The 23474-nt window shown below is 65.1% G+C and carries 10 protein-coding genes; 1 reads left to right on the forward strand and 9 read right to left on the reverse strand.

Annotated features, from left to right (window positions below):
- Nucleotides 1-148: 148 nt before the first annotated feature.
- From V6M89_RS13120 to V6M89_RS13155, 8 genes are all read right to left on the reverse strand, one after another.
- Nucleotides 149-1594, reverse strand: coding sequence for an efflux transporter outer membrane subunit (locus V6M89_RS13120; protein ID WP_332853578.1), 1446 nt, complete (start codon nt 1592-1594; stop codon nt 149-151).
- Nucleotides 1591-4773, reverse strand: a complete 3183-nt coding sequence (locus V6M89_RS13125; protein WP_332853579.1) for an efflux RND transporter permease subunit — start codon at nt 4771-4773, stop codon at nt 1591-1593. The genes V6M89_RS13120 and V6M89_RS13125 overlap by 4 nt, the downstream gene beginning before the upstream one ends.
- Nucleotides 4773-5993 (reverse strand): efflux RND transporter periplasmic adaptor subunit, encoded by a 1221-nt coding sequence (locus tag V6M89_RS13130; protein WP_332853580.1) that lies wholly within the window; start codon nt 5991-5993, stop codon nt 4773-4775. The genes V6M89_RS13125 and V6M89_RS13130 overlap by 1 nt, the downstream gene beginning before the upstream one ends.
- Nucleotides 5994-6069: 76 nt before the next feature.
- Nucleotides 6070-7134, reverse strand: a complete 1065-nt coding sequence (locus tag V6M89_RS13135; RefSeq protein WP_332853581.1) for an alkene reductase — start codon at nt 7132-7134, stop codon at nt 6070-6072.
- Between the two features lie 93 nt (nt 7135-7227).
- On the reverse strand, nt 7228-8148 hold the full coding sequence (locus tag V6M89_RS13140; RefSeq protein ID WP_332853582.1) for an EamA family transporter: 921 nt from the start codon (nt 8146-8148) through the stop codon (nt 7228-7230).
- A 9-nt stretch (nt 8149-8157) separates the two neighbouring features.
- Complete coding sequence (gene upp / locus V6M89_RS13145) at nt 8158-8808, reverse strand: uracil phosphoribosyltransferase (protein ID WP_332853583.1); 651 nt, start codon at nt 8806-8808, stop codon at nt 8158-8160.
- A 24-nt stretch (nt 8809-8832) separates the two neighbouring features.
- Nucleotides 8833-9513, reverse strand: a complete 681-nt coding sequence (locus V6M89_RS13150) for a phosphoribosylanthranilate isomerase (RefSeq protein ID WP_332853584.1) — start codon at nt 9511-9513, stop codon at nt 8833-8835.
- Between the two features lie 307 nt (nt 9514-9820).
- A complete protein-coding gene (locus V6M89_RS13155; RefSeq protein ID WP_332853585.1) occupies nt 9821-10675 on the reverse strand; it encodes an aldo/keto reductase family oxidoreductase in 855 nt (284 codons plus the stop codon).
- Between the two features lie 106 nt (nt 10676-10781).
- Here V6M89_RS13155 and V6M89_RS13160 point away from each other — a divergent pair, with 106 nt between their 5' ends.
- Nucleotides 10782-11681 carry a LysR family transcriptional regulator gene (locus V6M89_RS13160; RefSeq protein ID WP_332853586.1) on the forward strand — a complete coding sequence of 300 codons (900 nt, stop codon included), beginning with the start codon at nt 10782-10784 and terminating at the stop codon, nt 11679-11681.
- A gap of 140 nt (nt 11682-11821) precedes the next feature.
- Here V6M89_RS13160 and V6M89_RS13165 read toward each other — a convergent pair whose 3' ends face one another.
- Nucleotides 11822-23470 (reverse strand): calcium-binding protein, encoded by an 11649-nt coding sequence (locus V6M89_RS13165; protein WP_332853587.1) that lies wholly within the window; start codon nt 23468-23470, stop codon nt 11822-11824.
- Nucleotides 23471-23474 lie beyond the last annotated feature (4 nt).

Here is a 23474-nt window from a genome sequence, read left to right on the forward strand (position 1 = left end):
GAATAAACATCTCGCATAATTTATTCAATATAAATAATTAAATAAAAACGCATAAATACCAATGAAACCGGCGGAGAGCAGAAGTGGGGAGGAAAAACAGGAGGCGTAAAATGCGCGGCGTCCGGGCGGACGCCGCGCGGTCAGGCGTTTATTGCACGGTCCAGCCGCCGCCCAGCGAGCGGATCAGGGCGACCGTCGACACATAACGATTGCCACGCAACTGCACCGCGTTGCGCTCCACGCTGGCCAGGTTGCGCTGCGCGTCGAGCAAGTCCAGATAGCTGGAACGCCCGGCCTGGTAGAGCTTTTGCGCCAGGTCGGCGGAGCGCCGCGCCGACAGCACGGCGGCGTCCAGCTGCTCGCCCTGCCCGGCCAGGATACGCAGGCCGGCCAGGTTGTCCTCGACCTCGGCGAACGCCGTCAGCACGCTCTGCCGATAGCTGGCCACCGACTCGTCCAGCGCCGCCTCGCTGCGGGCGATGTTGGCCTTGTTACGGCCGCCGTCGATCAGCGGCATCGACATCAGCGCCCCCACCACCCAGCTGCGGGCATCCCACTTGAACAGGCTGGCCAAGGTGTCGGACTCGCCGCCGCCGGCGCCGGTCAGCGCCAGCGCGGGGAACACGGCCGATCTGGCCAGGCCGATGCGGGCGTTGGCCGCCACCATCGCGCGCTGGGCGGCGGTGATGTCGGGCCGGCGTTCCAGCAGGGCCGACGGCAAGCCCGCCGGTATCGCCGGCACCGCGCCGCCTTCCTCCAAGGGCTGCACCGCGAAGGCGAAACTGGCGGCCGGCTTGCCCAGCAAGACCGCCAGCGCGTGTTCGGCGCCGACCCGCTGGCGCTGCAAGCCGATCGCCTCGGCGCGCGCCGTGGCCAGCTCGGTCTTGGCCCGGGCCAGGTCGAACTCGCCCAATTCGCCCAGGTCGAAACGGCGCTGGTTGACCTGCACGCTTTGCTCGCGCAGGCGCACCGTCCGCTCCAGCGTCGCCAGCTCGGCGTCGGTCGCGCGCAGCCTGAAATAAGTCTGGGCCACGTCCGCCTGCAAGGCCAGCAGCACCGAGCGATAGTTCGCCTCGCTGGCCGCCGCGTCGGCCTGCGCCGCGCCGACGCTGGCGGCGACCCGCCCGAACAGGTCGACCTCGTAGCTGGCGGCCAGTTTGCCCTGCCAGGTGTTGCCCACGCCAACCGCCGCGCCGGGCGGCAGGCCCAGCGCATGGTTGGCGGCCCGGCCGCGCTGTGCGCCCAGCTGGGCGTCCAGTTGCACGCCGCGGTCCGCCTCGGCCACGCCGGCCAGGGCGCGGGCCTGCCTGACCCGGGCCGCCGCCACCGCCAGGTTGGCGTTGGCGGCGCTGGCGTCGTCGATCAGGCCATTCAGCACCGTGTCGTTGAAGGCCAGCCACCATAGCCCGCGGGCCCGGGCCTCGGCCGGCCGCGCCGGTTGCCAGCGGCTGCCGTCGGCGGCGCGCTCCGGCGTCTGCGCTTCCTTGAAGCCGGCCGGCAGGTCCAGCACCGGCGCGCTCAGTTGCGGCGCGGCGCAGGCGCTGAGCAGCATGGCCGCCAACAGTGGAACGCTGTGTTGTATGCGGCGCTTCATGGCGCGCTCCCTTCCAGTTTGGCCGCGACCAGGGACGCGGCGCGAGGCTTTTCAAAACGCTGGGCGAAGCCGCGCAGCAGGACGTAGAACACCGGTGTCAGGAACAGGCCGAAGAAGGTCACTCCCAGCATGCCGCCGAATACCGCCACTCCCATCGCGTGGCGCATCTCGGCGCCGGCGCCGTGCGAAAACACCAGCGGCAGCACTCCCATGATGAAGGCGATCGAGGTCATCAGAATCGGCCGCAGACGCAAACGGCACGATTCCAGCGCGGCCTGCACCACGCTGCGGCCATGGTGTTCCAGTTCGCGGGCGAATTCCACGATCAGGATCGCGTTCTTCGAGGCCAGCCCCACCAGCACGAACAGCGCGATCTGGGTGAAGATGTTGTTGTCGCCGCCGCTCAGCTTGACGCCGATCAGCGCGCACAGGATGGACATCGGCACGATCAGGATCACCGCCAGCGGCAGGGTCCAGCTTTCGTACTGGGCGGCCAGCACCAGGAACACCAGCAGCACGCACAGCGGGAACACCAGCAGCATGGTGTTGCCGGCCAGGATCTCCTGATAGGTCAGGTCGGTCCATTCGATGGTCACGCCTTTGGGCAAGGTTTCGGCGGCGATCTTCTCCAGCGCGGCGCGCGCCTGGCCGGAGGACACGCCCGGCGCCGGGGCGCCGTTGATGTCGGCCGCGACGTAGGCGTTGTAGCGCTGCACCTGGCCCGGACCGTAGCTGTCCTTGACCCGCATCAGCGACGACAGCGGGATCATCTCCCCCTTGTCGTTGCGCACCTTCAGGTGGGCGATGTCCTGGGCGTGCGAACGGAACGGCGCGTCGGCCTGCACCCGCACCTGGTAGGTGCGGCCGAACTGGTTGAAGTCGTTCACATACAGCGAGCCCAGGTTGATCTGCAGGGTCTGGTAGATGGTTTGCAGCGGTACGCCCAGTTGCTTGGCTTTGCTGCGATCGACGTCGGCGAACAACTGCGGCACGTTGATCTGGAAGTTGGTGAACACGCCGGACAACTCCTTCGACTGCCAGGCCTTGTTCTGCAAGTCCTGCACCGCCTTGTACAAGGCGTCGTAGCCGACGTTGGCGCGGTCCTCCACCATCAGTTTGAAGCCGCCGATGGTGCCCAGACCGCTGACCGGCGGCGGCGGAAACACCATCACAAAGGCGTCCTGCACGGCGCCCATGCGCTGGTTGATCTGCTGGGCGATGGCGCCGCCGGACAGGTCGGCGCTGGTGCGCTGCTCGAACGGCTTCAACGGGAAGAACACGATGCCGGCGTTGGAGGCGTTGGTGAAGCCGTTGATCGACAGGCCGGGGAAGGCGTTGGTCGATTCCACGCCGGGCACGCCCAGCGCGATGTCGGACATGCGCTTCAGCACGGCGTCGGTGCGGTCCAGCGAGGCGCCGTCCGGCAGCTGGGCGAAGCCCACCAGGTATTGCTTGTCCTGCGACGGCACGAAACCGCTGGGCACCGCCTGGAACACGAACACGGCGCACACGCTCAACAGCGCGTAGACCGCCACCGCCAAGGTCTTGCGGCCCAGCACGCCCTTGACGCCGCCCTCGTACCGGACCGAGGCGCGGCCGAAGAAGCGGTTGAAGCCGGAGAAGAAGCGGCCGAACAGCCGGTCCATGGCGCGGGTCAGCGCGTCCTTGGGCGCGTCGTGCGGTTTGAGCAGCGTCGCCGCCAGCGCCGGCGACAGGGTCAGCGAGCTGATGGCCGAGATCACGGTGGAGATCGCGATGGTCAGCGCGAACTGGCGGTAGAACTGGCCGGACAGGCCGGACACGAAGGCGATCGGCACGAACACCGCGCACAGCACCAGGGCGATGGCGATGATCGGTCCGCTGACCTCCTTCATCGCCTGCACGGTGGCGTCGCGCGGCGTCAGGCCGGCGCCGATGTTGCGCTCGACGTTCTCCACCACCACGATGGCGTCATCGACCACGATGCCGATCGCCAGCACCAGTCCGAACAGCGACAGGGTGTTGATCGAAAAGCCCAGGCCCAGCATCACGGCGAAGGTGCCGATGATGGAGACCGGCACCGCCAGCAACGGGATGATGGAGGCGCGCCAGGTCTGCAGGAACACGATCACCACCACCACCACCAGCGCCACCGCCTCCAGCAGCGTGTGGATCACGGCCTTGATCGACTCGCGCACGAACTGGGTCGGGTCGTACACCACGCTGAACTCCACGTCCTGCGGGAAGTCCTTTTTCAGTTCCGCCATCTTGGCGCGCACATTGGCCGACAGCTCCAGCGCGTTGGCGCCGGGCGCCTCGAAAATGGCGATCGCCACCGCCGCCTGATTGTCCAGCAGCGAGCGCAGGGCGTAGGCGTTGGATCCCAGTTCGACCCGGGCCACGTCCTTGAGCAAGGTCAGCGCGCCGTCGGCGCCGGTGCGCACGATGATGTTGCCGAACTCCTCCACCGTCTGCAAACGGCCCTGGGTGTTCACGGTCAGCTGGAATTCCGCGCCCCTGGTGGGCGAGGCGCCGATCACGCCGGCCGCCACCTGCACGTTCTGTTCGCGGATCGCGCCCACCACGTCGCCGGCCGTCATGCCGCGCGCCGCCACCTTTTGCGGATCGAGCCAGACCCGCATGGCGTAGTCGCCGGCGCCGAGCAGCACGGTTTCGCCCATGCCTGGTATGCGGGCCAGCTGGTCCTTGATGTTGAGCACCGCGTAATTGCGCAGGTAGACATCGTCGTAGCGGCCCTTGGGTGACGACAGGTGCACCACCATGGTCATGTTCGGCGAGCTCTTGACGGTGGTGACGCCGATCTGGCGCACCTCCTCCGGCAGGCGCGGCAAGGCGCGCTGGACCCGGTTCTGCACCTGGGTCTCGGCCTGCTCGACGTTGGTGCCCACCTTGAAGGTCACGGTCAGCGCCAGCGAGCCGTCGGCGGTCGACTGCGAGGACATGTACAGCATGTTCTCGACGCCGTTGACCTGTTCCTCCAGCGGCGCGGCCACGGTTTCGGCGATCACCTTGGGGTTGGCGCCGGGGTACTGGGCGCGCACCACCACCGACGGCGGCACCACGTCCGGGTATTCGGAAACGGGCAGCTTGAAGATGGACAGCAGCCCGGCCACGAAGATCATGATCGACAGCACGGCCGCGAAGATCGGCCGGTCGATGAAGAAGCGTGAGATGTTCATTATTGTTCCTTGGTTGAGGCGGTCGTGGCGGCGGCGACCTGGTCGGCGCCCACCTTGGCCGCCGACGGCAGGCCGGCGTCCATCGCCACCAGCACGGCCGCGACCGGCGCGCCCGGACGCACCCGCTGCAGCCCGTTGACGACGATTTTTTCGCCCGCCTTCAAGCCCTGGCGCACCACGCGCAAGCCATCGACCGGGCGCCCCAGCATGACCTGGCGGTATTCGGCCTTGCCGTCGGCGCCCACCACGAACACATACTTGCGGTCCTGGTCGGTGCCGATGGCGCGCTCGCTGATCAGCGCCACCTTGGCGGGCGCCGACTCGTCGCCGCCCAGCTGCACCCGCGCGAACAGGCCCGGCGCCAGGCCATGGTCGGCGTTGGCGAACCTGGCGCGCATGCGCACGCTGCCGGTGCCGGGATCGAGCCGGTTGTCGACGAACTCCAGCCTGCCCTGGTGCGGGAAGCCGGTCTCGTTGGCCAGGCCGACCCGCACCGCCACCGCGCCGCCGCGCTGGGCCAGGCGGCCGACGCGCAGATAGGTGTCCTCGTCGCCGTCGAAGCTGGCGTAGATCGAGCTGGTCGAGACCACCGAGGTCAGCACCGCGCTGCTGTCGACCAGGTTGCCGACGGTGATCTCCGCCTTCGACACACGGCCGCTGATCGGCGCGACCACCTGGCTATAGTTCAGGTTCAGGCGCGCGGCCTCGAAGCTGGCCTGGGCGGCGCGCGCGTTGGCGTCCAGTTCCTTCAGGCTGGAGGCCTTCTCGTCGAGCTCGCGCTGGGGGATGGCCTTGTCGGCCAGCAGCAGCTCGGCGCGGGCCAGTTCCAGCTTGGCCAGGGCGGCCCTGGCGCGCGCCGCATGGGCGGCCGCCTCGGCGCGATTGGCCTCGGCCTGGAACGGCCGCGGGTCGATCGTGAACAGCACGTCGCCCTTGCGCACCTCGCTGCCCGGGGTGAAGTTGACCGCCGTGATGAAGCCGCCCACGCGGGGACGGATCTCGACCCGTTCCACCGCCTCCAGGCGACCGGAGAATTCCTGGCTGTCGGCCACCGCGCGTTCCAGCACGGCCGCGGCCGTGATCGGCGGCGCGCCGGCCGCGCTTTCTTGTGGCTGGCCCACCGCCTTGTCGCAGCCGGACAGGCCCAGGACCGCCACACCGGCCAGCGCCAGCGCGGCCACCAGTGGGCGCGCCAGCGTGTTCACAGTATTTGGTTTCATACGAATTCCTTTGTTGTTAAAAACGGGTGGATGGGACGGCGCCGGCGCGGCAACGGCGGCGCCCACGTCCCCGGGCTTACAAGGACGGATAGTCGGTGTAGCCGCGCTGGTCGCCGCCGTACAAGGTGGCTTGATCCAGCGCGTTGAACGGGCCGCCGGCCTGGATCCGGGCCGGCAGGTCGGGGTTGGCCAGGAACAGCGCGCCGAACACCACGGCGTCGGCCAGGTCCTGCTCCACCACCGCTTCGGCGATGGCGCCCGACACCGGGCCGTCGTCGGCGCTGGCATGCGGATTGAGGATCAGCGCGCCGCGCCAGTTCTCGCGCACCGCCAGCGTCTGCTCGCGGCAATGGGCTTCCATGATGTGCAGGAAGGCCAGGTCCGGCAGGCGCGACACCAGCTCGCGATACAGCGCCAGCGAATCGCCCTCGGCGATGTCGTTGTAGGGGTTGGACGGCGAGATGCGCAGGCCGGTGCGGCCGGCGCCGATGGCGGCGGTCACCGCCTCGGCCACCTCGACCGGAAACCGGACGCGCGCGGCCAGGCTGCCGCCGTATTCGTCGCCGCGCAAATTGGTGTTGGCCGCCATGAACTGGTGCAGCAGGAAGCCGTTGCCGCCATGGATCTCGACGCCGTCGAAACCGGCCGCGATGGCGTTGCACGCCGCCGTGGCGAAGTCGTCGATGGTGCGGGCGATCTCGCTCTTGGTCATCACGATGGGCGTGGGGTAGTCGAGCATGCCGTCGCGGGTGTAGGTCTTGCCCTCGGCGGCGATGGCCGACGGCGCCACCGGCAGGTGCGCGCTGGGATACAGCGCCGGGTGGCCGATGCGGCCGGCATGCATCAACTGGGCGACGATGCGCCCGCCGGCCTGGTGCACGGCGCCGGTGACCGCCTTCCAGGATTCGATCTGTTGCGGCGTGTGCAGCCCGGGGGTGCCGGTGAAGCCTTGTCCCACCTGGCTGGGCTGGATGCCTTCCGAGATGATCAGGCCGGCGCTGGCGCGCTGCGCATAATAGGTCGCCATCAATTCGGTGGCCAGGCCGTCTTCGGTGGCGCGGTTGCGCGTCATCGGGGCCATGACAAATCGGTTTGCCATGGCGATATCGCCTAACGAAATGGGCTCAAACATTTTTTTCATGATTCTTCCCTGCGTAGGTTGGTAAGTGAAGAAGGAAGGCGCGGTGCGCTGCACCGGCCCGCCTCCGGTTGGTGCGGACGGAGCCGGCCGCGCTTATTTGGCCGGCGCCTTGGCCAGGCGGCCGTTCGGCGCGACGGCCCGCAAAGGCGGCGCCGCCGGCCGGCGCGGTTGCACGATCACCACGGCGGCGATCACCGCGCCCGCGCCCAGCATCTGGGTCAGGCTGAAGCTTTGACCGAGGAAAACGAATCCCAGCAAAGCGGCCATCAAAGGGCTGGCGAACGACAGGAAGGACACTGTCAAGGCTGGCAAACGCTGGATGCCGCGGAACCAGACCATGTAGGCGAACAGCGCGCCGACGATGCCCAGGTAGGCGAAACCCAGCCAGTTGGCGCCGGTGAGCGCCGGCGGCATGCCCTCGGTGAGCACGGCGACCGGCACCAGCACCGCGCCGCCCACCACCAGCTGCCAGCCGGTGAAGTTGAGCACGCTCACCCCCTCCGGCCTGCCCCAGCGCTTGGTCAGCACGATGCCGGCCGCCATGCAGGTGGCGCCGGCCAGCCCGGCCAGGATGCCGATGCCGTCCAGCCTGGCGGCCGGCTTCAGCACCAGCAGGCCGATCCCGAGCGCGCCCACCAGGCAGGCCAGCACCTGGGCCGGGCGTATCCTCTCGCCCAGCAGACCCAGCCCCAGCAGCAGCACGATCATGGGCTGGATCGACATCACCAGCGCCGCCACCCCGCCCGGCAGGTGGTAGGCGGCGACGAACAGGAAGTAAAAGAACGCACCGATGTTCAGCACGCCCAGCACCAGCGCCCTCCACCACCACGCGCCCGCCGGCAGCTTGCGACCGATCGCAAGCAAGATCAGGCCGGCGGGCAATGCTCGCAGCACCGCGGCCAGCAATGGCCTACCCGGTGGCAGCAGTTCGGTTGTGATCAGATACGTGCTGCCCCAGATGGCCGGAGCGAGCGCGGTCAGCAGCGAATCGAACATCAATGTGTGCTTTTTCATCGTCTGCTCCTAGCGCGCGGTGCCGAAATAACGGTCGCCGAAATCGCCGATGCCCGGGATCATGTAAGCCTGGTCGGTCAGTTCCTTCTCGACCGAGGCGGTGACCACGCGCAGTTTGGGGTGGGTGTCGAGCAGGCGCTTCAGGCCGACCGGCGCCGCCAGCAGGTTGACGAAGATAATGTGCTCCTCCGGCACCCCCGCCTTCAGCAAGACCTCGATCGCCGCCAGCGCCGAACCGCCGGTGGCCAGCATCGGCTCCAGCAACAGCACATGACGCTCGCTGATGTCCGGTGGCAGATGCGAGTACAGCAGGTCGGGCAGCTTGGTCTGCTTGTCGCGCTGGATCAGGATCTTGCCCATGCGCAGGCCCGGATACATGGCCCGCAATTCCGGCTCCATGCTTTCCCCGGCCCGTATCACCGATACGCCGCACAGCTTGACGGCCAGCTGCAACCCGTCGAAGCTGGCGCCGATCGGCGTGGTCACCAGGCGCGGTTCGAAAGGCAGCAGGTTCATGCCGGTTTCCAGCAATTGCCGGATGATCCTGTTCGAATAGAACACGAAGTCCTCCTGGCTGGCGTGCTTGTCGCGGATGATGGAATGCAGCGCGCGCAACTGGTTGGTTTGCGGTAGTACGTGAACAGCAGCTTGATTGAACATGACTGGCCCTCCTTTCCGCGCCGCTTACGCGGCCTCGATTTCGTTGAACGCGAGGCGGGCCTCGGCCACGAAGCGGCGGGTCTTCTCCAGATCCTTGCGGCCGTTCGGGCCTTCCAGTCCGGTGTGGGCGTCGACGGCGGCCGGGCGCACCTGGCGGATCGCGGCGGCGACGTTGTCCGGCGTCAGGCCGCCGGCCAGCATCAGCGGCTTGGGCGAGCGGCGCACCAGTTCGGCGCTGACCGACCAGTCATGGGTCAGGCCGGTCGCGCCCTTGGCGCCGGTGGCCGGGTTGTAGGTGTCGGTGATGAACATGTCGACCGCGTCGGCGCATTGATCGACCAGCGCCAGCAGTTCCTCGGCGTTGTCCTCGCGCACAACCAGGCTCTTCAGCACATACAGGTCGGGACGCTTGGCCTTCAGCTTGCGCAGCTGTTCGACTTCCACGTCGCCGTGCAGCTGCACCGCCGTCACGCCCAGTTCGGTGCAGAAGGCGCTGACCTCGTCGGCGTCGGTCAGGTAGCTGATCAGCACGCCCGCCTGTGGCGTGTTCAGGGTGGCGATGATCTTGGTCGCGGCGGACTCGGAGATATCGTCCTTGCCCGATGGCAGACGCAGCGGGAAGCCCAGCCAGTCCACGCCCTCGGCGGACAACAGTTTGGCTTCTTCAGCATCGATGATACCGGCGACTTGAACTAGGTTTTTCATGGTGGTTCGTCTTTCTTGGCGGGTGGGAAAAGTGATTGGATAGGCTACATTTGCGCTGTCGCCGCCGAGCCGTTCAAGGTCTCGAAGTGCGTCGCGTTGGAAGGCATTAAATCAAAAATCCGTCTTGGATATCACTAGCAAAGCTGCTAGGTTGACGCCGGAACGGCCAGGTTCAGGACCCGGCCGTTACAAAAAAAGGCCTGCGTCAGATTGACGCAGGCCTTTGATTTTGTTGATAAATTCTGGTGGGAAGTGCAGGTTTGATCCGCCGCAGGCGAGATCGATGCGCGCCAGCCTCGATCAGCAGTTATGCCGAAGTGACGATGCCATTCAGCTTACGGACGACTTCCGGCGGCAGTACCAGACCGGCAGCGGCGGCATTTTGACGCAGGTGGGCGACGGATGAGGTGCCGGGAATCAGCAGGATATTCCGCGAACGTTGCAGCAGCCAGGCCAGCGCTGTCTGCATAGGCGTGGCGCCCAGCTGGGCGGCGACCTCGGACAGGATAGCCGATTGCAGTGGCGAGAAGCCGCCAAGCGGGAAGAACGGCACGTAGGCGATACCGTCTTTTGCCAACTCGTCGATCAGTGCGTCGTCGTGGCGGTGGACCAGGTTGTATTGATTCTGCACACAGACAATGGGGGCTATGCCGCGCGCCTGCCTCACTTGCCGCGCGGTCGCATTGCTCAAGCCAATGTGACGTATCAGGCCGCGTTGCTGCAGTTCCGCCAGCGCGGTGATGTGGGCTTCAATGTCGCCTTCCGCCGGCCCCATCACGTCAAACATGAGACGCATGTTCACCACATCCAGCCGTTCCAGGCCGAGGTTGCGCAGGTTGTCATGCACTGCCGCTTCCAGCGCCTTCGGCGACTGGGCCGGCAGCCAGGAAGCGTCGTCACCGCGCGAGGCGCCGATCTTGGTGACGATCACCAGATCGTCCGCGTACGGATGCAGCGCCTCGCGGATCAGCTGGTTGGTGACATGGGGGCCGTAGAAATCGCTGGTGTCGATGTGATTGATGCCCAGCGCAACCAGCTCCCGCAGCACTGCCAGCGCTTCCTCGCGGTTCTTGGGTGGGCCAAAGACGTGCGGGCCAGAAAGCTGCATGGCGCCATAGCCCATGCGGTTGACAGCCAGATCGCCAAGTTGGAAGGTGTTCAAAATATGCTCCTGAAGGATGGGTTGGTGAACACAGTCTAGGCGCGAAAACTTTGTGCGACAATACCTCGCAATGGCACAACTTGTGCCGAATACAGGACAATAACCGATGGCTGAACTGCAGGATATCGGCGCCTTCGTCGCGGTCGCCAAACACGGCGGCTTTCGCGGCGCCGCGCGCATGACGGGCAATAGCGCGTCACAACTGAGCGAAGCGGTGCGGCGGCTGGAGGCCGGCCTTGGTGTGCGCCTGCTGAACCGCACCACCCGCAGCGTGGCCACCACCGACGCCGGCCAGCGCTTGCTGGAGCAGCTGATGCCGGCGCTGGGCGCGGTCGAATCCGCGCTGGATGTGGTGAACGGTTTTCGCGACCGTCCGGCTGGCAGGCTGCGGCTCAACGTGCCGCTCAGCGTATCGAAACTGATCCTGCCGCGCATCATTCCGCCGTTTATCGCCGCGTATCCGGACATCTGCCTGGAGATCATCGTCGATGACAGCTTTGTCGATCTGCAGCACTCCGGCTGCGATGCCGGCGTCCGCTACGAAGAACACATGGAGCTGGATATGGTGGCGATTCCGATTGGACCGCGCCGGCAACGTTTTGCGCTGGCGGCGTCGCCTGACTACCTGCGACAGCACGGCGTGCCCAAGCGGCCGGAAGACCTGCTGAGACATACCTGCCTGCGCGGGCGCTTCTCCAGCGGCGCCATGCCGGATTGGGAATTCGAGCACAAAGGCAAGAAAGTCGTCATCAAACCGGCCGGTCCGTTGATTGTCAGCCTGGGCGCTGGCGCCGACTTGAAGGTGGATGCGGCATTGGCCGGCAGCGGCCTGGTGTACCTGTTTGAAGACTGGCTGAAGCCGTACATGGAGCGCGGTGAACTGGAGCCGGTGCTGGAGCGCTGGTGGCCTGCCTTTAGCGGTCCCTCGCTGTACTATCCCGGCCGGCGCTACCTGCCGGCGCCGCTGCGCGCGTTTGCGGATTTTATTCCGACCATGCGCTGGTAGCGCCCAAAACAACAAAGGCCCAAATCGAAATGATGTAGACCTTCGATTTCAAACGAATTCTGGTGGGGAGTGCAGTTTCGAACTTGCGCACCCGGGGAGGCACGCATCAGCCTGCCCCCCATCCCATCACTTACCCCCATTTAAGTAATGCTTTGTCGCACACTTCCCAATTGAGAGTTGGCCAATATCGATTGTTTGGCAGAGAGCGACACCCCTGACAGGGTGCCTGCGTTTGCGTACTGATAGGCCAGTACGCCCCCCAGTGCCGCAGAATCGCTGCTGTTGATATGGAAAGCTAGCAGCGATGACGACAGAGACCAACTATCCAAAGTAGGCTGGGCCCGCAGAGCGGCATCAAACTCGGCGACCAATCCCTTGAAATCGAAGCTGGCAATCTTGTGGCTTTTCAACGTATCCGCGGACCCGGCATCGTAGTCCGCGCCGCTGTCCACCACTATCTGCAGGGTATCAATACCTTTCCAGGTCGTCCCGTTGTACTCGCCATACCAGCCCCTGATATCGATGACATCGCTTTGGCCCGTCAACAATTCAAGATCATCGCCATTGCGTTTGAACGATAGGTCGCCATAAGAAATAGCACCACCCAACGAGATCGTGCCCGGTGCGCCGGGTTGAGTCTGCACAATATCATGACCATCGCCGCGATTAAACAGGACAATTTCGGCACTGGCTCCCAAGCTTATGAAGTCATTACCGGCCCCGCCGACAAATACTTCGTTGCCCTCGCCCCCGTACATGGTGTCATCGCCTGCGTCGCCGCTGAACAGATTATTTCCCGAACTATCCGACATGTAATCGTCGCCGTCGCCGCCCAAGGAAACATCATTGCCTCCTCCGCCGAACAGACTGTCACTACCATCGCCACCGTCCAACAGGTCGTTACCATCGGCGCCAGACAGGATGTCGTTTCCGCCCAAGCCGGCAAGCACGTCGTTGCCCTCCGTAGCATACGCCACGTCATCGAATTCACTCACACGACCGGCATCCATATGGCTCAGCAATGTCTCGCGAGTCCAGACCGTGCCATCGTCAAAGACAACTTGCTTGGCCTTGTAGCGATCATCGGCATACCAGCTGTCCAGCGCGATCCGGTCAATGCCGTTCGAAAGCAAATACAGGCTGGTGTCGTCGCGGCTAACGATGAAGTCAGCCGGTGCGCGCCCCTTGATTCGAATGGTGTCAATCTCGTCGGTGCCGTCGCTGCGAAGGTCGAACACGTCGTCGCGGCCGTCGCCCGGATTGAAGATATAGGTATCGCTTCCCGCCCCCCCTTGCAGGTAATCGTCCCCGGCGTCACCGTAGAGCACGTCGTTACCGGTGCCGGCATCGATAATGTCGTAGTCGGCACCGCCGTGCAGCGTGTCATTCCCCGCCAAACCGTAGATCAGGTCGGTACCCGCGCCGCCGTCGATGGTGTCATCGCCGGCACCGCCGCCGAGGAAGTCGTCGCCGCCGGTAGCGCCGGGAATCATGGACCACAGCTGGCTGCTGGTCCAGATCGTTCCGTTTGCGAACTCCACGCGGTCCACCTGCGGCGTGAGGACATCAAACCAGCCACTCAAGGTAATATTGTCGCTGCCATCACCTACGGACAGGATAAGGTCGTCTATACCGCGGCTGACATGCACATCCGCGGGCGTGACCGAGGCGTCAAAGCGGACCGCGTCACCTGGGCCATCGTGATCGTTCTGGGCGATCGTGTCCTGGCCGTCACCTACGGCAAACAGGTACACATCGCGCCCGGCACCACCATCCAGACGGTCATAGCCGGCGCCACCGTTCAGCGTATCGTCTCCTTCCAGCCCGATCAGAACATCGTTGCCAGCCAAGCCGTTCAGCGTACCGCCGGACGGCTTGGCCAATAGCTGGTCGTCGCCGTCGGTGGCCGGCGCCAGCTTGGCAACCAGATCGTCGCCAGTCCAGATGGTTCCATTGGCAAAGACCACTTGCTCGATGCGTTGTGCCACATCGGTCCAGTTGTTCATGGTGATGCTGTCGCCACTGGCGCCGATGTTCAGCACCATGTTGGCGCCCTGGAGCGATACGGAGACATCGTCGGGGACTATGCCGGCGTCGAACTCCACACGGTCGAACTCGCCGGCCACGCCGGCGGCATCGTAGATCGTGTCGGCGCCATCTCCGAGGGCGAAACGATAGACATCAGCCCCCGCCTTGCCATACAACAGGTCGTCGCCCCTGCCGCCGACCAGGATATCGGCGCCATCGGTGCCATACAGCACCCCAGCGTCGGTCCCGGATGCCTGTGCCTTCGCCAGCAGCGCCGCCGCGTCCCACACTTCGCCGGAGGCGAATGTCACACGCTCGATGCGGTCCGCATCGCTGCGGAACCAGTTACTTAGCAGCAAGCTGTCGCTGTCGTCGATCCGCAGGCGCAAATCGTCGCCGTCGCGCACGGCCGTCACATCGGTGCTGGCGATGCCCTCGCCCAGCGCGACCGTATCAATGTTGGCGCCATTGTCGTCGTGGTCGACGATGATATCGGCGCCGTCGCCGCGGGCAAACTGATAGACGTCGTCGCCGCTGCCGCCGTCGAGCGTGTCGTCGCCGCTGCCGCCCACCAGCACATCGTCGCCGCCCAGGCCGAAGAGCGTATCGCCGCCAGCCAAGCCCCGCAGGGTGTCCGCGCCGTCGCTGCCGCGCAGGGTGTCGTCACCATCGGTGCCGCCGGCGGCGGCGAATGCCTTGGCCAGCAGTTGCGCCGCGTCCCACACCGTGCCGTCCGCGAATTCCACCCGCTCGACCCGACTGCCGGCGCCGTTGGTCAACCAGTGCTGCAACGTGACGCGACCGGCGCCGCCGCCCAGACTCAGGTAAATATTGTTTTCGCTCTCGATGTCGCCATAGTCGGCGTCCGCCGAGACGACGATCTCGCCGCTGGCGATGCCGGCGCCAAAGCGCAAGGTATCGACGCCATCGCTGTCGCCGCTGTCGCGCACGATCACATCATTGCCGCCGTCGCGCTCAACCAGGTAGGTGTCGCGGCCTGCGCCGCCGTCGAGCGTGTCGTCGCCGGCGCCGCCGGCCAGCAGGTCGGCGCCGTCGTCGCCAAACAGCTGGTCGCCGCCCTGGCCGCCGTTCAGGCGATCCGCGCCGGCGCCGCCATGCAGCACGCTGGCCGTCGCGGCGGCGTCGATCACGTTATCGAGGCTGTTGCCTGCGCCGGTGCGCGCGGCGCCGCTCAGCCGCAAGTTCTCGATGCCGTCTGCCAGCGAATAATCGACGCTGGCCTGCACCGTGTCGACACCGCCGCCGTCGGCTTCACCCACGCTGTCTTCCGCGCTGTCGACCAGGTACAGGTCGTCACCGGCGCCGCCATCCATGCGGTCGCCACCGGCGCCGCCATCGAGGGTATCGTTGCCGGCCCCGCCCAGCAGCACGTCCGCGCCGGCGCCACCGTCCAGCACATCGTCGCCGTCGCCGCCATCGAGCACGTCCGCGCCCGCCAGGCCAATCAAGCGGTCGTTGCCGGCCAGTCCCAGCAGCCGGTTGGCGTTGGCGTCGCCCGTCAGCACGTCCGCGTCCGCCGTGCCGGCCAGCGTGTTGCTGTTGTCGGCCAAGCCCTGAAGCTGGTCGGCCGTCCAGACCGTGCCGTCGGCAAACCGCAGCTCCTCGATCCGCAAGCCCGGGTTATCGTACCAGCGCACCGTGAGGCGGTCATCGCTGCCGCCGAAGGTGAGCACGATGTCGGACGCGTTCTTGCTCACAGTCACATCCTGGGCGCGGATGCCGGCGCCAAACTCGATGCGGTCGTGGCTGCCGGTCACGCGGTCGAAGTCGGCGATCGTGTCATGGCCGAAGCCACGCTCGAACAGGTAGCGGTCGTCGCCGATGCCGCCGAACAGCCGGTCGTCGCCTGCCCCGCCGTTGAGCACGTCGTCGCCAGTGTCCCCCATCAACTCGTCGTCGCCGCCGCCGCCATTGAGCGTGTCGTTGCCCGCCATGCCTTCGATCAGGTCGGCCGTGCCGTCGCCATTGAGCAGGTCGGCGCCGTCGCTGCCCTGCATCCGGCCACCGCGCTCCAGCGAGAAATAGCGCGCCAACAGCTCGGTGCGGTTCCACACGGTACCGTCGGCAAACTCTACCGTGCCCAGCAAATCGCCTTGAGAGAACCAGCCCTTCAGGGTAATGCGATCGGTCGTCCCGAACACTGACAAATACAGGTTGCCGGTGCTGCCTTCAGTAAAGGAATTGTCGCCGGTGACGATGATATCCTTGGCATCAATTCCGCTGCCAAGAACGATGCGGCTACGCTCGCCTTTGGTGTCCCAGTCGCCTTGATCGACGACCGTGTCGCGGCCGAAGCCGCGCTCGAAGCGGAAGGTATCGTTGCCCGCGCCCCCGTCCAGGGTGTCGTTGCCGGCACCGCCCTCCAGCACGTCGTCGCCGTCGTCGCCCTCCAGTTGGTCGTCCCCCGCACCGCCCGAGAGGGAGTCGTTGCCGCGCCGGCCAATCAAGGTGTCGTTGCCTTGCAGGCCGAGCAGCACGTCATCGCCTTCCGCGCCATACAAATAATCGTCGCCGCCGTGGTCCGCGGCCGATAGGCGTTCCCGTATCTGGTCGAGGCCCCAGCGCGTGCCATCCGCGAAGGTGAAGGTGGAAACGGTCTTGCTGCTGTCGACGGTATTGAACCAATAGCCGATGTCGACCTGGTCGCTCGAACCGCGCAGGCGCACGATCAGTTGGCCGAAGGGGCCGCCCGCCAGCTGGACATCGGCCGGATCGACGCCGGCGCTGAACGCCAACGTGCTGATGTCGTCATAACCGCGGACGACCTTGTCGTGCCCCGAGCCGTAGCCGAAGACCACGGTGTCGTTGGCGCCGGCGGCGATCACGTCGTCGTTGGCGCCGCCGTCGAGCACATCGGCGCCGGCGCCGCCATCCAGGGTTTCCTGGCCGGTGGAGCCGATCAGGGTATCGTTGCCGTCGCCGCCGACCATGGTCACGTGCAGCGGCAACTGGGCGTTGGCGCCGGTGCCAAATTCCTGGTTGTAGCCATAGGGCTGCCAGATGGTGTCGGCGGGAATGTCGTACGACGCGATCTGGATCAGGTCATCCTGCCCGGTGCCCTTGAACACCATGTTCACGGAGTTCAGGGCGGCATACTGGTGGCTCCAGTCATACCCGCCCTCGATGGCCGTGAAATGGGTAATCGCCCCGTTCGGGTTGCTGCCCAGGTTCCAGACCGTGCCGTCGGAGAAGACGACGCGCTCAACGCGGTTCTCGGTCGACGCCGACGCCAGGGTGAGCTGGTCGTCCGAGCCGGCCAGATGCAGGATGCGCATACCGTCGCCGGAAATGCTCACGTCCTGCGGACGGATGCCGTCCGCCAGCCGTATGGTGTCGACGCTGAGGTCGGCCGTGTCGCTGCGGTCGTATTCGGCGATGGTGTCGTGGCCCGAGCCATAGCCGAACAGATAGGTGTCCTGGCCGGCGCCGCCGTCCAGTTGATCGTTGCCAGCGCCCCCGTCGAGCACATCGTCACCGCCGCCGCCAAGCAGAGTGTCGTTGCCGTCCCCGCCGTCCAGCCGGCTGTTGCCGCCGGCGTCGTTCAGCACGTCGTTGCCGGCGCCGCCTGCCAGAGTCACGTCGCCCACCCCGCCATAGAGGTAGTCGTCGCCATTGCTTGCCAGCGACGGCGCGGCGTCGTACAGTTCCTGCTCGCCCCAGATGGTACCGTCCGCGAATTTGAGCTTCAGCTGTCCCAGATGCTGCTGGTCAAACCAGCGATTGACGGTCAGCGTATCGTCCGAATCGATCGCCGAGATCAACAAGTCGGCCTTCTCGTGCTCGCCGGCAGTGTCGGCGTGAGAAAACCGCAGTTGGCCGGGATTGAAGCCCAGCTCAATCGTGTCGATCTCGCCGGCCGCCTGGCCGCTGAGGTCAAAGATCACGTCGTGGCCGTCACCCCGACCAAACACAAAGGTGTCGTTGCCGGAGTTGCCAGACAGCGTGTCATCGCCGGCGCCGCCCGCCAGCGTGTCGTCGCCGGCATAGCCTTCCAGCGTATCGTTGCCGCTGCCGCCGCTCAGCCGGTCGGTGCCGGCGCCGCCGGTCAGCCAGTCGTCGCCGGCACCGCCGTCGAGCTGGTTATTGCCGCCCTTGCCATCTATGGTGTCGTTGCCGGCCAAGCCGAAAATGGTGTCGTCTTGCGCGGAGCCGACCACGCTGTCGTCCCCCTCGCTGACAGCGTCGTGGAGCTGACGGGCCAGCAGGTCCGCCGACGACCAGGTGCTGCCGTCGTCGAACAAGATGGTGTTGACGTTGTCGAAGCCGCCCTGAATGCGCACCTGGTCGGTGCTGCCCCGTATCGACAACAACACGTCGACGACGCCAACGGTCGTGACCCGCACGTCGTCGGCACGAATGCCTGGTCCCAGGATGAGCACATCCGATTCGCGCGTCGCCAAGCCGGTGAAGTCGATGATGACATCCTGGCCGTCGCCGCGGGCGAAATAATAGGTGTCGTTGCCCTCGCCGCCGTCGAGCGTGTCATTGCCAGCACCGCCATCAAGCAGGCCGGCGCCGTAGGTCTCGTTCAGACTGTCGTCGCCGGCGCCGCCCACCAGGATGTCGTTACCGTAGCCGCCCATCAGGTAGTCGTCACCGGTTCCGCCGATGAGCACGTCATTGCCATAGTCGCCATCGAGCCGGTCGTTGCCGCCGCCGCCGTCGACGATGTCGTCAATTCGGCTACCAACGCGACTGTCGGCGCCATCGGTCAGCGCGGGCAAGTGTTGGTAGATGTCCTGCGCCGACCAAACCTGGCCGTTGTCAAAGGTAATTTGACTGACCACATACAAATCCTTGGCGTCGGCATACGGAGAGGCGGTGTACCAGGTCGGCACCGTCAGCGTATCGCCGCTCGACAGGGTCAGCACCAGAGTGTACTGATCCGTGAAGTTGGGGTTCTGCTGCAGCGCGAATGTGACGTCCTCCGGCTTGACGCCTTTGCCCAGCACAATTTCCATCGAACGGCCCTGCACCTCCAGACGGTCGTGTCCGTCGCCGAAACCGAACTCCACCCGGTCGCCGCGCCCCACCCACAAGGTGTCGTCGCCGCCGCCGCCGACCATCAGGTCCGCCGAGTAGCTACCGTACAGCACATCGTCGCCGCCGTGACCGATCAGCACGGTCGGACCGGAATAGCTGTCGCGCAGTCCCAGCGTCCCGGATCCGGTGTACACGTTCAGGTCGGCCAGGAACTGGCGCATCACCGGATCGCTGGCATAGGCATCCGCCTCGCTCAGCACCAGGGCGCTGAGGTCCAGGCCGGCGTTTTGCAATTGGCGGCCGTAGTAAGTGTACATCTGCACCAGATTGAAAATCGCCCCCTTCGGATCACTGTTTTTTTGCAATTGATATGCTGGCAGCGACCACACCGGAGCACCATGCTGGTCGAACCGCACCAGCAAGCTGTTCATCGTCGACGCGGCGGCCTGCTTGCTGAGCGCCTCATAAACGCTCTCGATCAGCGCGCCGTAGGCGGCATCGATATATGGCGTCGCCTCCGGGCCAGGATTTTTCTGCAGACCTGTGTGGACCAGCGTGTACGGCAGCGTGCCGGAGGCCACGTTGATGGCAAACAGTCGGTGCTTGTTGTAACTGGTATGCTCCGTGTCGAAGTCGGCCTTGTCCGCGCCGGTCCATTTCTGCACGATGGTGTCAACCAACTGCCGGCGGCTGGCGCCTGAATCGGCGGCCATAAAGTCTTGCACGGCCGCCACCAGCGTCGGGTCGAGCGCCATCGCGTCGCGCAGGTTGGTCATGGCGCCAGTGCCCTTCATCTCGGGGAGCGCGTCGATCGCCGCGCTGTGCGTCGTCTGGCCGGGCGGTCGGTAGCCGACCACCTTGCTTTCGTCGCGGTCGAACCAGACATCGTGCACCTGGCCCCAGCTGCCGTCGGCGCGGGTGAACTGCCCGATCTGCAAATGCTGGTTGTTGCTGCTGTCGACCTTGGTCGAGACCTCGTACCCGGTCGAAATCGAGGCCACGCCGGCGGCGGTCAGCCCCAGCAGTTCGCCGGCGTCGGTCTTGCCGTCGCCGTTGCGGTCCTGCCAGATGCGCAACGCGGCGAAGCTGGCGTCGGCGGCGTCGATTTTTCCGTCGCCGTTGCTGTCGGCCGTCTTCAGGGATTCAAAGCCGTTGGCAGCCAGCTTGCCGTCCGCGCCCTCCGTATAATTGCCGAACAATTCGGTACCATTGTCGATGACGCCGTTACCGTTGCGGTCCCAGGCCAGCAGGCCGTCGTCCGGTGCGACCCAGCCGGTCGCTTCGCGCAAGCCGTTGGCGTCATGATCGAAGTGCACGCCCGCCGACAGCGGCACGGTCTCGAGGCCGTCGCCATCCAGGTCCAGCACCAACGGGTCGGCCCGCCGGAACAACCCTTCGGCGAGGTTGCGATTATCAAGAATGCGCGCGATCGCGTCGGCGGAAAACTCGCTGCCCTGCCCTTCGCTGATGGCGTCCAATTCCTTTTTCAGATCGATCACGCCCTGGCTGTCCAGGGACTGCGACGGCTGCGCGCCGTCCGGCGTGGAAACGTTGGGTATCCAGTCGCGCGGATCCAGCCCCGGTGCGTTGTCGTGCACGTCGCCGCTGCCGTTGCTGGCTGGGCCTGCGCTGCCATCCCAGCGCGGTTCGGTCGCCTCCGGCGCAGGCGCCGGGTCGTCGGGATGGGCTTGCTGCGATAGCGGTCCCAGCGTGCCGGGGCCGAAGTGCTGCTCCGTGGCGCGTCCCTGGGCGTCGACGATGGTGACGGTGCCGCTGCCGTCCGGGTTGTAGATGGTCGTGGTGTTGCTGACGACGCCGACGCCGTCGGGGCCGTACACGGTATCGATGCGCACACCGCCGCTGTCATCCAGCGTGACCCCGGTCTTCACGCCGCCAACGTAATGTTCGGAATGCACGGAGCCGTTCGCCAGGAAGGCGGTGATGTCGACCTGGCCGGTGGCGCTGTGGGCTTCGACGATGGGCGTTCCGTCTTTGTCGGTGTAGCTGCGTACCACGCTGCCGTCGCTGTTCACTTGTACGGACGAGACGAACAGCCCGTGTTGGTCGTAGGTGGCGCTGAAGGAGCTGCCGTCGGCCTTGCGGTCATACCGGTCGTAACTGCCGTTCTTGTTCAGGGTGGTGCCGCTGGTGACGCCGTGCGCGGTGGTTTCATGGCCGCTGGTGCCGTCGGCCAGTTTCCAGCTGACGCCGGTCTGGACGCCGGCGCTGTCGAAGGTCTTCAAGATCACGTTGCCCTTGCCATCGTCGCTGAAGCGGCTGGTGTCGCCGTCCGCGCCGTGGTAAACGCCGACGGTGGAGCCGTCAAAGTTGTGGCTGGTGACGGAACTGCTGCCATCGGCGCCGGTACGGCTCTCGGTCACCAGCGTTCCCGCCACGGAATACACCGACGACAAGACATTGCCATCCACGTCCTTGACCGACACCACGGTGTTGGCGCCGGGATGGACTTCAGTCGTCGTGACGCTACCGTCGGAATTGGTGGCGACCGAGCCGTGACTGCCGTCGCCACTGAGCCATTGCTTGCTGAGGACTGTGCCATCCGGGTTCAGTTGTGCCGTTTCGACGTAGCCCTTGCCGTCTTCCGCATGCCGCTCGCGACTGCCGTCGGCATGGATGATATCGGTGATGATGCTGCCGTCGGCGCCGGTGCTGACTGCCCCGGTCTGCACCTGGCTCTTATCGAACGACGCGGTCTGGCGATTGCCGGCGCCGTCATCGACGTAGCGCACCGAGGTGCCGTCTGCGGCAAAGGCCACGCCCGTCTTGAGCCCGGTCTCGCGCTCCGTCTGGTCATAGCCATGGGTGCCGTCCGCGTGCTGCCAGCTTTCCTTGTACATATAGCCCAGGCGGTCGTATTCAAGCACATTGGCGTTGCCCAAGGTGTCGGCGGTCGATTTGCTGGCGGTGCCGTCGGCATGCGTAATCTCGACGCCGCGGCTGCCGTTCAATGGGTCGTAGGTGTTCTGCCCATGACTGCCGTCGGCTTTCTGCCACTGCTCGACGAGCTTGTTGCCATCGACGTCCAGGCGGGTGAAGCTGGTGTTGTGCTCGCCATCGTCGGTGGCGATCGTGGCGCTGCCGTCGCCTTTGGTAACGATGGTGGTGGTGTCGAGCACCGTGCCATCGTCGGTGTCCTTGCGCTGGAGCACTGAGGTCGTGCTGCCGAACGCCCCCGGGGTGATGGTTTCCACTTTGACGACGTCAGCACTTTCGGGCGTGGTCACAGTCCGGCTGATGAGTGTGGAAGTTTCAGGCTGGCCGCTCCATTCCGTGCGGATGTCCTGGCCGGTACCGCTGTTCTGCTGAATCAGCAGTGTGCTGCTGCTGTCGTTGGGGATCAGCCATTGCTTGTTGATGCCGGTCGAGCTGGCAGCGATCGACTCACTGTAAATGAAGCCGGATTGGAAACTGGTAATCTTCCATCCGTCCTGGACTACTTGCGTGAACGTGGGACCAGTACTAATGTGGTCCAGTAGATACTTCGTCGCTTCGGTGGCGCCGACGCCGGCGGCGATCCCTACACCGATTGCCGCGATCGCCCCTATCGCCAGTCCTAACGGTGTGAGCGGCAACAGGGTAGCCAGGAAACCTGCGGTCATCTCGCCCAAAGTCAGACCTGCAGCATAACCTGCGCCAATTTCCGCAAAGCCATTTATAACCGTCCGGGCCGCGCGACGGCTGTCGCCCGCGTCCAGTGCCGCTTGGGCATCGCCTTCAATTTGATAAATTTGGTACAGCGTCGCGACGATGCCGCCAGCGTTAAGAATTTTAGACACCGTACTAATGGCGCCGTTCATCAAAGCCAGTCGAGCCTCGGAAAAATTCTCGATGCCCTTGGAATAATTGGCATCAGTTTCCGGGGTTCGTTGCGAGGCCAAATCGGTTTCGATTGAGCGTGTGTTGGGAGTATCAGGCGGCAAGCTGGTGCCTGGGTAGCCGGAGTCCTTGAAAAAACCGGTGCTGTCTACTTTTAATATGCCGCCGTCAAAGCTGGCGCGCATGGTCGACATCAAGTCGTATGAGGCCACGGCTACAGCTTTGTTCACTTCCAGGTACGAACCCGTCTGAGCGTATATCTCTTTCAGTACAGCCACATCCATGCCATTGATGGCAGTAACGCGGGGATTGTTCAGAAGCGCAGGTAACTCGGTTTGCACGAAAACGCGGTCAGTTCCGGCCATCGCAGTTAGCACCCGCACATCGCCGTATGCGGTTTGGGCCATCATTCGATTGGAAACAAAATCGTCCAGCGCAAGTACATCGCCGGCGCCAAAATTCGATACACGGGTGCTTTTCCCGTTTACATCTGCCCATTCACCGCTAAACAGGCGCGCCTGCGCCTTTCGGCCAGCGTCGGTATCATCTCCGCCAAGCGCACCGATGACGGCATCCTTGAAGTCTTTTGCATTTAAAAGCTGGCCAGCCGGCGTATCGCTGATATAGAACACTTCACCACTGCCGGCTTGACTCAGCGCTTTGGCATAAGACCATGCGGGAAGACTACCTATGTCACCGCTATAGGCGACTGGACGAGCATTTTCTGCCCATGTTTGAGGAGTCAAAGTCTCGTACGCCCCCCAGCTTGCCCTCTCGGCGCGAACCGAAAATTTGGCGACCTCTGCCTGCAAATCGCGGGCAAACCGCGTAGTTTGCGCAGTATCCAGAGAACCATTTCCAACGATCAGTTGACCTGCGCGCCAGTTATCGACGAACGAAACAATATCTTGCAGTTCCATATGC

The organism is Duganella sp. S19_KUP01_CR8 (assembly GCF_036688705.1).
GTDB lineage: Bacteria > Pseudomonadota > Gammaproteobacteria > Burkholderiales > Burkholderiaceae_D > Rugamonas.

Bases quoted from the DNA above. Each gene is read 5' to 3' on its own strand.
- V6M89_RS13120 (WP_332853578.1), bottom strand. From the start codon at position 1,594: ATGAAGCGCCGCATACAACACAGCGTTCCACTGTTGGCGGCCATGCTG.
- V6M89_RS13125 (WP_332853579.1), bottom strand. From the start codon at position 4,773: ATGAACATCTCACGCTTCTTCATCGACCGGCCGATCTTCGCGGCCGTG.
- V6M89_RS13130 (WP_332853580.1), bottom strand. From the start codon at position 5,993: ATGAAACCAAATACTGTGAACACGCTGGCGCGCCCACTGGTGGCCGCG.
- V6M89_RS13135 (WP_332853581.1), bottom strand. From the start codon at position 7,134: ATGAAAAAAATGTTTGAGCCCATTTCGTTAGGCGATATCGCCATGGCA.
- V6M89_RS13140 (WP_332853582.1), bottom strand. From the start codon at position 8,148: ATGAAAAAGCACACATTGATGTTCGATTCGCTGCTGACCGCGCTCGCT.
- upp (WP_332853583.1), bottom strand. From the start codon at position 8,808: ATGTTCAATCAAGCTGCTGTTCACGTACTACCGCAAACCAACCAGTTG.
- V6M89_RS13150 (WP_332853584.1), bottom strand. From the start codon at position 9,513: ATGAAAAACCTAGTTCAAGTCGCCGGTATCATCGATGCTGAAGAAGCC.
- V6M89_RS13160 (WP_332853586.1), top strand. From the start codon at position 10,782: ATGGCTGAACTGCAGGATATCGGCGCCTTCGTCGCGGTCGCCAAACAC.
- V6M89_RS13165 (WP_332853587.1), bottom strand. From the start codon at position 23,470: ATGGAACTGCAAGATATTGTTTCGTTCGTCGATAACTGGCGCGCAGGT.